Here is a 12,535-nt window from a genome sequence, read left to right as displayed (position 1 = left end):
TGGGAGTGCCTTCATGGCCCAGCTGACCTTCGAACTGCCGGACGGATCGACGCGCGAGATCGACATCGTCCAGGTCCTCAACGCCGGGTACGCCGGGCGCAGCCAGGACGACGTCGCCGCGCATATCGCCGAACTCGCCGAGCTCGGCGTACCCACCCCCTCCGTGACCCCGACCCTCTACCCCGTCGCCCCCTACCTCGCCCAGCAGATCGACCGCGTCGCGGTCCAGCACCGGCGCACCTCCGGCGAGGCCGAGTGGGCACTCGTCGTGGCCGGCGACGGCGAGCTGCTGCTCACGGCCGCCTGCGACCACACCGACCGCGACCTCGAGGTGCACGGCGTGGCCTGGAGCAAGAACGCCGGCCCCGACGTCCTCGCCCGCCGCGCCTGGCGGCTCGCCGACGTCGAATCACGCCTGGACGACCTCACCCTGCGCGCCTGGGTCACCCACGACGGCACCGAGACCGAGATCCAGCACGGCACCCTCGGCGAACTCCTCACCCCCGCCTACTGGGTCGACGTCCTGCGCTCCCGCGACGCCCTCACCCCAGGCACCGTCCTCATCTCCGGCACCATCCCCATGGCCCCGGGTGTCGACCAGTTCGCCGACGCCTGGCGCGTGGAACTGGGCGACCCCGCCACCGGCGACACCATCCGCCTCGCCTACGACGTGCGCCCCATGCCGGAACCCATCGGCTGACGAGCCGCCGACGGCCCCCGGAGACGGCCCGCGGTGGCGATGCGCCCGGACGTTACGTACCTCGGCGTGCTCCGGACCGGCGGCATCGTCGTTCCGATGAATTTCTTGCTCAAGTTTGGGGAAGTCGCCTACTACCTCGGTGACTCAGGGCCCGGCTGTTGTCCGTCTGGCACGCCTTCGCCGATGAGGCGCGGATCGGTGCACAGCGGGCCGGTGCCGAAGCCGTCATCGTCGACGCCGGCGGATTCGACGAGCTCTCCGAGTCCGGACCGTCCGGCGACGACGTGGCTGACCTGCACGAGGACGACACCGCCGTGGTGCTCTACACCTCTGGAACCACAGGTGCACCGAAGGGCGCCGAGTGACCCACGCGAACCCCACCCGCAACTGCGACATCGTGGCCACCGATCTGCCAGCTCCCTGCGGGATGGCCCAGACCCGGTTCGGTCGGCATCCCGATCCGGGACGGCTGCTTCCACACCGGGGACCTCGGCCGGGTCGACCAGGACGGATACTTCTGGATCGTCGGCCGGACGAAGGACGTGATCATCCGGGGCGGATACAGTGTCTACCCACGCGCTTTCGGTCGCCGCAGGCGACCCGGCAGAACCGGCCCGCGCCGCGGGCACAGGGAGAAACCGCGGTACGGGCCGGTTCACGTACCCGGCGCAGCCGCTCTGGAGCGTACGGCTGCGCGGGACGGCATCCGCCGCTAGGCGCCCACATCCCGCCCGCGGGTGCGGACCAGTCCCGCCGCCGTCAGCAGCACAGCCGTCAGCAGCAGCCACAGCAGCGGGGCTGCCGCCACATCACCGCCCGGCACCCGCGGAATATGCGTGAACGGTGACACATCCAGCACACTCTGGTCGAATTCCAGCGCCTGACCGAACTGGCCCAGCACGAAGCACAGCGCCAGCGCGCCCCATCCCACCGTGGCGGTCAGCCGGGGCAGGAGGCCGAACAGAGCCAGCGTCAGACCGGACAGGATCCACACCGCCGGCAGTTGGATCATCGCTGCCCCCAGGATCGACGGCAGCTGGCCGCCCACGTCCGAGACGTTCGCCCCGTGCACCACGCCCGCCGACACACCGGCCAGGGCCAGCGCAACCGCAGGACCGATCAAGGCGAACACCAGGTGGCTGGCCACCCACGGGATACGGCCGGCGCCGGAGGCGAGCAGGTACTCTCCGCGGGAGGACTCTTCCTCCTGGCGCAGTCGCAGTACCGCCTGGACGCCGTAACCGGCGGCGATCAGACCCACCAGGCTCATCATGGCCGCGATGTAGGAGTCGACGAGCCCCTGCTGTCCACCGATCCGGGCGAACACATCCTGAAGGTTCTTATTGTCCTTCAACAGATCGCCCACGCCCTCGGCCAGTCCGCCGAACACCCCGCCCAGGATCACGAACGCGCCCGCCCAGCCGACGAGCAGCGTCCGGTGCAGGCGCCATGCCAGACCCAGCGGGCCACGCAGCGCCGGAGCGGCCTCGGCCGGACCGAGGCGGGCCGCCAGCAAGCCGGCACCGACGTCCCGCCGCGCAGAGACCGTCACCGCGACCGCGGACACCACGGCGGTGAACACCACGAACAGCAGCAACACCCACCACCGGTCTTCCGCGAACGCGCTCAGCTCCGTCCGCCACCCCAGGGGCGACAGCCAGTTCAGCCAGTTGAGGCCGCTGTCCTCGCCGCTGGCGTCCGCCGCGAGCCGGATCAGCAGGAATGCCCCCAGGCTGCCGATGGCGATACCACGGGCCGTTCCCGCGTTTTCTGTCACCTGCGCCGCCAGCGCACCGACCGCCGCGAACACGCACCCCACCGCGGCAAAGCCCAGCCCCAGGATCAGGGAGCCGGAGCCGGGGAGGTCCTGACGCAGTGTGGCGCCGATCAGCAGACCGACCACGAGGTTGGCCACCATGGTCACCGACACGGCCGCGGCCAGGGCGGAGTGTCGTCCGCAGACGCCGGCGCTGAGCAGTTCACGCCGCCCCGCCTGCTCTTCCGTCCGGGTATGACGGATCACCGTCAGCACGCTCACCAGCGCGATGAAGATCGGAACCGCGCCCAGGCGTTGGGAGATGATCCCCCCTGCGCCGGAGTCCTGCAATGGTCCGTACAGTGCGAGGAACGTGGGATTGGTGCCGCTGGTGTTCGCGTACTCCGCGCGGTCAGCAGCCGTCGAGTACTGGTCCTGATACGTGGTGGAGAGACTCGACGCGATCAGAACCAGCCACAGCATCCACACCAGCAGCAGCCAGCGGTCTCGGCGCAGAATCAGCCGGATCAGCCTGCCCGTACCGGTCAAAGCAGTCACCGGGCCGCCCCCACTCCGGCGCCCTGGCCGCTGTCACCGCTGCTCTCGCCGTCCGTGGCGTAGTGTCGCAGGAAGAGATCCTCCAACGTCGGCGGCTGGCTGACCAGGCTGCGCACTCCCAGCGCCGTCAGGCGCCCCAGCACCCCGTCCAGTTCGTCGGTGTCGACCTCGCACCGCACACGGCCGCCGTCCACCCGCAGTCCGTGGACGCCCACGAGGCCTTTCAGCCCGGCCGGCGACTCCTTCACCACGGCGTCGATTGAGGTGCGCGTCAGGTGCCGCATGTCCGCGAGGGTGCCGGCCTCCACCCGCCGCCCGGCGCGGATGATGCTCACCCGCTCGCACAGCGCCTCGACCTCGGAGAGGATGTGGCTGGACAGCAGTACCGTACGGCCCGCATCACGCGCCTCGATCACACACTGCCGGAACACCTCCTCCATCAGCGGGTCCAGGCCCGATGTCGGCTCGTCCAGCAGCAGCAGTTCGGCGTCGGAGGCGAGGGCCGCCACCAGCGCGACCTTTTGCCGGTTGCCCTTGGAATATGTGCGCGTCTTTTTCTTCGGGTCCAGCTGGAACCGCTCCAGCAGCTCTGTCTTCCGTGTTTTGTCCAGGCCACCGCGCATCCGGCCGAGTAAGTCGATGACCTCACCACCGGACAGGGCCGGCCAGAGGTTGACGTCGCCGGGTACGTAGGCGATCCGCTGGTGGAGCTCGGTCGCCTCGGCCCACGGGTCGCCGCCGAGCAGCCGAACCTCACCCTGATCGGCGCGCATGAGCCCCAGGAGGATCCTGATCGTCGTCGACTTGCCCGCGCCGTTCGGCCCGAGGAATCCGTGGACCTCGCCGGTGGCCACGCTCAGTTCGAGTCCGTCCAGCGCACGGGTGGGACCGAACTGCTTCACCAGCCCGGTCACCGTAATGGCATCAGACATGGCAGCGTCCTTCAGTCATGGGGGATGTCTTCTCGTCTCGGTGTTCATCGGAGGGTGACGTGCCGCCTGCCCCTGCGGGCGGCTGGTCGTCCGGGAGGTGGTGCTCGGGTCCGGGAGTGTGGCCGCCGGCCAGGTTCTCCTGAGCGGAGGCCGCGTACTCCGGGCTCACCAGGGGGTGGGAGTAGATATCGAGCAAGGCCAGGGCGATCGTCCGGTCGCCCTCCACGGAGAAGATGTCCATGCCCATCGTGCGGGAGATGTGCTCGTGAAACGTGGCGATCCCCAGGGACTGCGCGACCATCAGCGCGGCGCGGGTCGTCCGGTCCACCCGGGGCTCGTCCGGCCGCTCGGCGTCGGCCCGTGCGAGCCATCGGTCGACCATCTTCACCATTTCGTCGAACATCGGCGCCGCGACGGAGGAGTCGTCCCACAGGGCGTTCACCAGGTAGCGCTGGAAGGGGTCCAGGGTGTGGCGGTCGGCCACCTCGGGCTCCACGCCGCCGGGCTGCCGCTCCCGCTCCAGGGCCTGGTCGTTGAAGCGGTGGAGGGCTTGGAGGACGTATGCGTCGCAGGCGTCCCGGAGGTCCTCCTTGGATCCGAAGTGGTGCCGGACGAGCCCGGGGGACACACCTGCGGTGCGGGCGATCTCACGGATCGTCGCCTTCGCGAACCCGGAATCGGTGAAGTGCTTGAGAGCCGCGTCCCGGATGCGGGCGCGGGCGGTCAGGTCCTCCGACTCGGGTGCTGATCTACCGATCCCGCCCGGGGTCTTGCGCCCGGCGGCGCCATCCCCTGCTCCCTTCATGCGGCGCTCCCACTCACGCGTATTGCTGGCTGTACGGCCGCGTCGTTTACTATACGGCCGTACCGTCGATGATACACACGTATAGCCGTTGCGCAAGGAGCGGGGAGCTTCCGAATCCGCGGCCGACCGCGGCCGGCCGCGGTCGGTTCCGCGGGAGCGTGGCAGACCGCTGCGCCGCCGACGAGCGACCAGGTGACCGACTACTACAGCGCGCTGGGGCCGCTGTTGCGGATGGCGTGGGGCGACAACCTCCACTTCGGTTATTGGGAGGGGCCGTCGGATCGGAGTTCGCCGCAGGAGGCGACGGATCGGTTTACGGATGTGCTGGCGGAGCGATTGGGGGTGGGTGTGGGGTGTCGGGTGTTGGATGCGGGGTGTGGGATCGGCAGTCCGGCGTTGCGGGTGGCGGCGTCGACGGGTGCTGAGGTGCTGGGGATCAGCGTGAACCTTCTGGTGACCGGGGCCGCGGGGTTCATCGGTTCGGCGTATGTGCGGATGCTGCTGGAGGGCGAGCTCTCGGGCGCCGGGGTCTCCGGTGTGACGGTGTTGGACAAGCTCACCTATGCCGGGTCGCGGGAGAATCTCGACCTGGCCGACCGGCGGCTGAGGTTCGTCGAGGGCGACATCTGCGACGCGGATCTGGTGGGCACGTTGATGGCGGAGGCCGGGCAAGTGGTGCACTTCGCGGCCGAGTCTCATGTGGACCGGTCGATCGCCGACTCGGGAGCATTTGTGCGCACCAATGTGCTGGGCACGCAGACGTTGCTGGAGGCGGCGCTGCGGCACGGCGTGGAGCAGTTCGTGCACGTGTCGACGGACGAGGTCTACGGGTCGGTGGAGACCGGTTCATCGATGGAGGCGGACGTGCTGAACCCGAACTCGCCGTATGCGGCGTCGAAGGCGTCCTCGGATCTGATCGCCCTGGCGTACTTCCGCACGCACGGCCTGGATGTGCGGGTGACGCGGTGCAGTAACAACTACGGTCCGTGGCAGTTCCCGGAGAAGGTCATACCGCTGTTCATCACCCGGCTGCTGGATGGCGGCCGGGTGCCGCTGTACGGCGACGGCCTGAATGTGCGGGATTGGCTGCATGTGACGGACCATTGCCGGGCGGTGGAGCTGGTGCGGGCCGGGGGCCGGGCCGGTGAGGTGTACAACGTGGACGGCGGAGTGGAACTGACCAACCGTCAACTCACCGAAAGGTTGCTGACGGCGTGTGGGAAGGACTGGGACAGCGTGGAGTTCGTACCGGACCGCAAGGGGCATGACCGGCGGTACGCGATCGACGGCGGCAAGCTCCGCCGCGAGCTGGGCTACCGGCCGGTCACCGGCTTCGAGCGCGGGCTGGCCCGGACCGTCGACTGGTACCGGGACAACCGTGCCTGGTGGGAGCCGCGACGGGTGACCGCGTGACAACCGCGCGGACCGGTCCCGGGGCGGCCGGCCCGGGCCGGCGACGGCCGCCCCGGGCCGCGCCTGCACGCTGACGTGGTGTCCGTAGCGGCCGAGCGCGGACAGCTACGCGTGGGAGGTCCACTGCAAGCCGGGCGGTGCCTGGGGCGGCCGGGGCCACAGGGCGGCCTCGCGGCTGCCCGCCTGCACGGCCCCGGCCACCACCTCGAAGTACCGCCCGTCGGCGTGGCGGACCGCCGTGCCGTCGCGGGCCCAGCCGGGCACGGTGGCCGGCGGGGTGCGGGCGGGCAGCCCGGCGTCCCCACGGGGCCAGGCCAGGGGCTGGGCGGTGGTGACGGCGGTCACCGGTGGGCCCCGGCGAACTCGGTGATGGTGGCCACGACGTAGTCGATCATCTCGTCGGTCAGGCCGGGGTAGACGCCGATCCAGAAAGTCTGTCCGGCGACGATGTCGCTGTTGGTCAGGTCGCCCGCCACGCGGTGCGCACGGTCGAGGTAGGCGGGGTGGCGAGTGAGGTTCCCGGCGAACAGCCTGCGGGTGCCGATCTTCCGGGACTCCAGGAAGTCCATCAACTCCACCCTGCTGTACGGGCCGTCGGGGTCGACGGTGATGGCGAACCCGAACCAGCTGGGGTCGCTGCGCGGGGTGGGCTCGGGGAGGATCAGACCCGGCAGGCCGTCCAGGCCCTCCCGCAGCCGCCGCCAGTTGCGGCGGCGCGCGGCGCAGAACTCGTCGAGCTTGGCCAACTGGCTGAGGCCGAGGGCGGCCTGCAGGTCGGTGCCCTTCAGGTTGTACCCGACGTGGGAGAAGATGTACTTGTGGTCGTACCCGGCGGGGAGGGTGCCCATCTGGTAGCCGAACCGCTTGCGGCAGGTGTCGTTCTCGCCCGGCTCGCACCAGCAGTCGCGGCCCCAGTCCCGCATGGACTCCACGATCCGGGCCAGTACCAGGTTCGAGGTCAGCACGCAGCCGCCCTCCCCCATGGTCAGGTGGTGGGCCGGGTAGAAGCTGACGGTGGTCAGATCGCCGAAGGTGCCGGTGAGCTGCCCGTCGTAGGTGGAGCCGACCGCGTCGCAGTTGTCCTCGATGAGCATCAGGCCGTGTTCCTCGGCCAACTGGGCGATCTCCGCGACCTGGTAGGGGTTGCCGAGGGTGTGGGCCATGATGATGGCCCGGGTGCGCGGGCCGATGGCGGCCGCGATGCGCTCCGGGGTGGCGTTGTAGGTACGCAGGTCGACGTCGACGAAGACGGGTGTGAGCCCGTTCTGCAGGATGGGGTTGACGGTGGTGGGGAAGCCCGCCGCGACGGTGACGACCTCGTCGCCGGGGGTCAGGCGCTGGTCGCCGAGCAGGTGGGACGTGAGCGCCGAGACGGCCAGCAGATTCGCCGAGGAGCCGGAGTTGGTCAGGTGGGCCTTGCGGCGCTTCAGGGTACGGGCGAAGGTTCGCTCGAACTGACGTGAGGAGCGGCCCGCGGCGATCCGCATCTGCAGGGCGGCCTCGACCAGCGCGACGCGGTCGTCCTCGTCGAGGACCGCGCCGGACGGCCAGATCTCGGTGACGCCCGGCACGAAGCCACCCTGTGCGGCCTGGGTGTCCTGGTGGTGCTTGCGGACCTCGTCGAGGATTCGCGCGACCCGTTCTGTCATTGTCCATCCTTCCCTTGGCCGGGCTCGCCGTCGGCACGGCCGTCAGTGCGTCGGGCCCCGGCCTGGTGGCCGGGCGGCTTGGGTTGTCCGGTCGGGCGCGACCGGGCCGGCGGCACTCCGGCTGCGGCCATGAAGTCGGCCAGCGACTCCTCCAGGGAGCGGCGGGGTGCCCAGCCCAGCACCCGGCGGGCGCGGGCCACGTCCAGCCGCTGCCACGGCGCGTCCGAACGGGTCCCCCGGGCGGTCCGCTCCTCCACGATGCGCAGTGGGCGGCCGCTGAGCGAGATCATCAGGTCGACCAACGTGCACACGGGCACGGCCCGCCCGCTGCCGATGTTGACCACGGTGCCGGTGACCTGGCCCGCGGGGGCCCGCGCAGCGGCGACCACGGCGTCGGCGACGTCCCGGACGTCGACCAGGTCGCGGTGGGCGAGCAGCGGGGCGAGGCGGAGTTCGCCGCGGCCCTCGGCGAGGTGCGCGGCGACGATGCCGGGCAGGCTGTTGGGGGGCGCGCCAGGGCCGCAGGCCACCGACACCCGCAGCACCACCGCGTCGATGTCCTGCTCAGCGGCGGCCCGCAGCACGGCCCGGGTGCCCGCCAGCTTGGTGCGGCCGTAGGGAGTGGTCGGGGCCGGGGGGTGGTCCTCGCCGGTCACGGCGCCGGGCTCGGTGGGCCCGTACTCGTACGCGCTGCCGAGCTGCACAAGTCGCGGCCGGGCGGGCAGGGTGGCGAGGGCCCGGGTGAGCCGGTCCACCAGGTGGGTGTTGGCCTCGATCATCTCCTGCTCGGTGCCGCCCCAGACGGCGCCGGCAGCGTTCACCACGATGTCGGCGTCCGCGCACAGCCGGGCCAGTGCGCCGGTGTCGGGGGCGAGCGGGTCCGGGCGGGCTGGGCCGCAGTTGTCCAGGGCGGGGCGGGCGGTCCGGGAGAAGGGCACGACGTCGGCGCCCGCGGCGGCGAACGCCGCGCACACGTGGCGCCCCAAGAACCCGGTGCCGCCCAGCACGACGACGCTGCCGCCGGTACGGCCGGGGCCGCGGTCCGGGGCGGTGCGGGTGGTCATCGCTACCGGCCGCTTCCGTCCTTGTAGAGGGCCTGCCGGAAGTAGCTCCACGGGATCGCGCGGGCTTCGGCGACGCAGTGCCAGCCCTCACCCGGGGTGTAGGCGTCGATGTAGTCCGGCACGACCTTGGCCACGGCCTCGCTGTCGAAGATGTCGATGACCTTGCGGAGCGGGCCGGTCTGCAGCGCCATCTGCACGGCCTCGTTGCCCTTGAAGTGGCCGTCGAGGGCCTTGTCGAGGAACTTGCCGACCGGGTTCTTCACGTAAAAGGCGCGGCACTTCTCGGCGATCAGGTCGAGGTACTCCCGCACGGTGGCGGGGGTCATCTCGGTGAACGAGCGGATGTTGACGCACAGGTCGAACGGGGGCGCCTGCTCCACGACGTCGATGTCGTCTGTCAGCGAGCTGAAGCCGAGCTTTTTGAACGCGGCCTGGGCCGGGACGGCAGCCGGATCGGTGTGGCCGAGCACCGCCGCGGCGTGGCCGCGCACCAGCTCCAGCACCGTGCGGCGCCGGTCGTCGGGTGACAGGCCGGTCAGCCGGCCGGCCCAGTCCGCCGGCTGGTCCGCCTGCCCGGCGGCGGCGCGCCGGCGGCCTGCGGCCTGCGCCCGTACGGCGGCCGAGTGCGGTGGCGCGGCGGGCAGCGGGCCCGCTGGTCCGGCGGCCAGCAGGTGCGGCTGGCGGTGTGACCACACCGCGTCGAGTAGCGCGGCACCGTCCTGAGCGGGATCGGCCCCCGGGCTCCAGGTCACCGCCGTCCCCGGCAGGCCCCGGGCATGCCGGTGCGCGATCAGCGCGTCGCAGTAGGTGTGGGCGGCCGCGTGGTCGATCGCGTTCGGCTCATCCGGGTCGGTCACCGGCGCGGTGAACACCACGAACCAGCGCAGCGGCAGCTCCTGGGTGGCGGCGGCCAGTTGTGCGGCGACGGTGGCCTTGGCGTGCCACACCTGCGCGGGGGCGCCCGCTCGTGCCCCGGCCGCGTGCACGATCCCGGTCAGCGGGTGCGCCGGGTCGATGCCGGCCAATACCCCCGCCACCGCCTGGGGGTCGGTGAGGTCGGCAGCCACCACACTCACCCGGGGCCCGTACGCCCGCAGCCGGGCAGCCAGTTCCGCCGCCGCAGGCGCCGCGGGACCGCGGCGGCTGACCAGCACCAGATGGGCCGCCCGCCCGGTGCGCGCCAGGTGCTCGGCCACCCGGGCGCCCCAGGAGCCGGTGCCTCCGCTGACCAGCACCGTGCCTCCGCTGTCCGCGGCCGGTTCATGCGCGGCCGCCGGGGCGGTGTCGGGGATCCAGCGGGGCGCCAGGAGGCGGCCGGCGCGCAGCGCGACCACCTGCTCGCCGCTGTCCAACGCGGCCTGCACCGCGGCCGCCGGCTCCGCGTCCAGCGGCACCGGTGCCGGGTCGGGAGCCTGCCCGCCGGCACCCGCTCGGCCGACGTCGGCCGCGGGCTCGACGTCGAGCAGGACGACACGGCCTTGGTGGGCGGAGAGCATCTGCCGCAGCCGTCCCCGGATCCCGGTCTCCGCCGGGTGCGGCGCGGCCGGACCGTTGGGCAAGCCCACCGACCAGGCACCCCGGGTGAGCAGCACCAGACGCGCACCGGGCGGGCGGGGCTCGGCCAGCCACGTGCGTACCAACGCCGAGGCCCGCTCCACCTCCACCAGGCCCGAGCCGCTCCCGGTGTGCACATCCGCCACGGCCACCACGGCTCCGCCGTCCATCGCCTCGGCCACCGCCCGCGGCCCCTGGTCGGCGAGCGTCACCCAGCCCGCCCGTGTGTGTGCGACGGTGGGCGCGTCGGCGAGCGGCAGGGGAGTCCACGCCAGGGTGAACAGCCGCCCGCTGCCCTGCGCGGCCGCCCGGATCCGGGCGGCGTCCGCCGGGCGCAGCACGACCGAGTCGGCGTTGAGAACCGGGGCGCCCCGTGCGTCGGCCACCGCGACGCGCAGCTCCCGCTGGTCGCCCGACTCGTCCTCGCTGTGGCGTGGTGTCAGCCTCACCCGTACGGTTCGGGCCCCGTCCGCCCACAGCGACACCCCGGACCAGGCGAACGGCATCCACAGCCGACCGTGCGCCGGGGGCGTCCCGACGGCACCCAGAGCGGGGTGAAGGGCGGCGTCCAGCAGCACCGGGTGGATGCCGAACCCGTCCTCTTCGTCTCCGGCGCCCTCGGGCAGCACGACCTCGGCCAGCAGCTCGTCGCCGTGGCGCCACAGCGCCCGCAGCCCGTGGTACGCCTCACCGTAGGAGTAACCGGCCGCCTCGGCCTGGGCATAGAACTCCGCCACTTCGAGGGGTTCGGCGCCAGGGGGCGGCCATGCCCCTTCAGTTCCCAGGCCCGCGGTGTCCGGTCCGGTGGCCTGCTGGGCGGACGCGTGGGGAGCGAGGAGGCCCGAGGCGTGGCAGGTCCACCGGTCGTCGAACCCGTCCTGTTCGGTGCGGGAATCCACCCGCACCTCACGGGTGCCGTCCTGGGCGGGCGCGCCCGCGAAGACCCGGATCTGCAGGTCGCCGACCGTAGGCCGGGCTATCGGCTGCCGCAGCATCAGCTCTTCGATACCACCGCACCCGGCCTGGTGGGCGGCGTGTAGCGCCCACTCCACGAGCACCGTGCCCGGCACCATGGCCGTGCCGGCCACGGCGTGCTCGCCCAGCCAGCCGTGGACACCGGCCGGTATACGGCCGGTGAGGACGAGAGCGCCATCGGGCAAGTGCACCGCGCCCGGCAGCAACGGGTGGCCGCTGCCACGCAGCCCGGCCGCGCTCAGAGCGCCGGTGCCGGTCTGAGGCGCCAGCCAGTAGCGTTGGCGCTGGAAGGCGTACGTGGGCAGGTCGACCGCCTGGCGGGGGCCGTCCGGGAACCAGCCCGGCCAGTCCACCGGTGCCCCCGCGGCGAACGCCTGACCAGCCGCCAATGCCACCTGCTCTTGGCCACCGGCATCACGGCGCAGCGTGGGTACGGTCACCGCCTCGACACCAAAGGCCTCGAAACACTCCTCAAGCCCCAAAGTCAGCACCGGATGGGGACTTGCCTCGATGAAGATACGGTGCCCGTCGGCCAGCAACGCCTCTACGGTGTCGGCGAACCGAACCCGCTCGCGCAGGTTCCGCACCCAGATCGGCCCGTGGGAGGCAGGGGCCTCGGGAAGCTCCCGCCACAGGGCCAGCGCGCGGGCACAGTACTGCGAAGCCCGCTGATGGTCACGGGCCGCGAACGCGCCCCAGGCGGAACGTAGATGGCCGTTCCAGACCCGGTAGTCGACCTCACCGTCGTGCAGCCGCAGACAGTAGCCCGGCGGAGCGTTCTGCGTCCGCAGCGGACTCTCGGTCTCCCTCGGCTGCTGCTCCAGGAATTTGCGGATCTGGGAGATGTACACGTGCAGTCCGGCCTTGGCTCGGCGCGGGACCTGCTCGCCCCAGATCTCGTTGATCAACTGGCTGCTGGTCAGATACTTGTCCGCCTCGATCAGCAGCACCCGCAGCAGCAATTCCACTTTCGGCGCATTGACATATCGGCATTCCCCGGCATGCTCAACTCGCACCTTGCCCAGAATCTCATATCGCATCGGGAGTCCCCCTGTACTGTCGCCAATCGGTCACCCACCAGCCATGGGTCCTTCGAGCAAAATATGCCAAGTACCGAGTCAGGGTCCTT

The 12,535-nt window shown here is 71.7% G+C and carries 10 protein-coding genes; 3 read left to right on the top strand and 7 right to left on the bottom strand.

Features of this window, described 5'->3' with window-relative positions; all coding sequences use genetic code 11:
• The first annotated feature begins 13 nt into the window (after positions 1-13).
• Positions 14-700, top strand: a complete 687-nt coding sequence (locus ACH4U7_RS38280) for a DUF2848 domain-containing protein (RefSeq protein WP_398532370.1) — start codon at positions 14-16, stop codon at positions 698-700.
• Between the two features lie 158 nt (positions 701-858).
• Positions 859-1,065, top strand: coding sequence for an AMP-binding protein (locus ACH4U7_RS38275; RefSeq protein ID WP_319698556.1), 207 nt, complete (start codon positions 859-861; stop codon positions 1,063-1,065).
• Between the two features lie 347 nt (positions 1,066-1,412).
• Here ACH4U7_RS38275 and ACH4U7_RS38270 read toward each other — a convergent pair whose 3' ends face one another.
• Genes ACH4U7_RS38270 through ACH4U7_RS38260 form a run of 3 tightly spaced genes read right to left on the bottom strand, consistent with a single transcriptional unit; the run spans position 1,413 to position 4,751 of the window.
• Entirely contained in the window at positions 1,413-3,014 is a 1,602-nt protein-coding gene (locus ACH4U7_RS38270) for an ABC transporter permease (RefSeq protein ID WP_398532369.1), read from the bottom strand.
• Positions 3,011-3,946 carry an ATP-binding cassette domain-containing protein gene (locus ACH4U7_RS38265; protein ID WP_398532368.1) on the bottom strand — a complete coding sequence of 312 codons (936 nt, stop codon included), beginning with the start codon at positions 3,944-3,946 and terminating at the stop codon, positions 3,011-3,013. Before ACH4U7_RS38265 ends, ACH4U7_RS38270 begins: the two co-directional genes overlap by 4 nt.
• Positions 3,939-4,751, bottom strand: a complete 813-nt coding sequence (locus tag ACH4U7_RS38260; RefSeq protein ID WP_398532367.1) for a TetR/AcrR family transcriptional regulator — start codon at positions 4,749-4,751, stop codon at positions 3,939-3,941. Before ACH4U7_RS38260 ends, ACH4U7_RS38265 begins: the two co-directional genes overlap by 8 nt.
• 441 nt (positions 4,752-5,192) lie before the next feature.
• Here ACH4U7_RS38260 and rfbB point away from each other — a divergent pair, with 441 nt between their 5' ends.
• Positions 5,193-6,164 carry a dTDP-glucose 4,6-dehydratase gene (rfbB, locus tag ACH4U7_RS38255; protein ID WP_398532430.1) on the top strand — a complete coding sequence of 324 codons (972 nt, stop codon included), beginning with the start codon at positions 5,193-5,195 and terminating at the stop codon, positions 6,162-6,164.
• Positions 6,165-6,269: 105 nt separating this feature from the next.
• Here rfbB and ACH4U7_RS38250 read toward each other — a convergent pair whose 3' ends face one another.
• From ACH4U7_RS38250 to ACH4U7_RS38235, 4 genes are read right to left on the bottom strand one after another with little or no spacing between them, the layout of a single operon-like run.
• Complete coding sequence (locus ACH4U7_RS38250; RefSeq protein ID WP_319698545.1) at positions 6,270-6,509, bottom strand: NDP-hexose 2,3-dehydratase family protein; 240 nt, start codon at positions 6,507-6,509, stop codon at positions 6,270-6,272.
• Positions 6,506-7,813 (bottom strand): lipopolysaccharide biosynthesis protein RfbH, encoded by a 1,308-nt coding sequence (gene rfbH, locus ACH4U7_RS38245; RefSeq protein WP_398532366.1) that lies wholly within the window; start codon positions 7,811-7,813, stop codon positions 6,506-6,508. The genes ACH4U7_RS38250 and rfbH overlap by 4 nt, the downstream gene beginning before the upstream one ends.
• Positions 7,810-8,877 (bottom strand): NAD-dependent epimerase/dehydratase family protein, encoded by a 1,068-nt coding sequence (locus tag ACH4U7_RS38240; RefSeq protein WP_398532365.1) that lies wholly within the window; start codon positions 8,875-8,877, stop codon positions 7,810-7,812. The genes rfbH and ACH4U7_RS38240 overlap by 4 nt, the downstream gene beginning before the upstream one ends.
• Before the next feature lie 2 nt (positions 8,878-8,879).
• Complete coding sequence (locus ACH4U7_RS38235) at positions 8,880-12,446, bottom strand: KR domain-containing protein (protein WP_398532364.1); 3,567 nt, start codon at positions 12,444-12,446, stop codon at positions 8,880-8,882.
• Between the last annotated feature and the right edge of the window lie 89 nt (positions 12,447-12,535).

The sequence above is a fragment of the Streptomyces sp. NPDC020845 genome, assembly GCF_044334165.1.
Taxonomy (GTDB): Bacteria; Actinomycetota; Actinomycetes; order Streptomycetales; family Streptomycetaceae; genus Streptomyces.
The sequence above is the reverse complement of the archived record's forward strand: the minus strand, read 5'-3'. Positions and strand labels throughout refer to the sequence as shown.

Bases quoted from the DNA above. Each gene is read 5' to 3' on its own strand.
- rfbH (WP_398532366.1), bottom strand. From the start codon at position 7,813: ATGACAGAACGGGTCGCGCGAATCCTCGACGAGGTCCGCAAGCACCAC.
- ACH4U7_RS38260 (WP_398532367.1), bottom strand. From the start codon at position 4,751: ATGAAGGGAGCAGGGGATGGCGCCGCCGGGCGCAAGACCCCGGGCGGG.
- ACH4U7_RS38280 (WP_398532370.1), top strand. From the start codon at position 14: ATGGCCCAGCTGACCTTCGAACTGCCGGACGGATCGACGCGCGAGATC.
- ACH4U7_RS38235 (WP_398532364.1), bottom strand. From the start codon at position 12,446: ATGCGATATGAGATTCTGGGCAAGGTGCGAGTTGAGCATGCCGGGGAA.
- ACH4U7_RS38265 (WP_398532368.1), bottom strand. From the start codon at position 3,946: ATGTCTGATGCCATTACGGTGACCGGGCTGGTGAAGCAGTTCGGTCCC.
- ACH4U7_RS38240 (WP_398532365.1), bottom strand. From the start codon at position 8,877: ATGACCACCCGCACCGCCCCGGACCGCGGCCCCGGCCGTACCGGCGGC.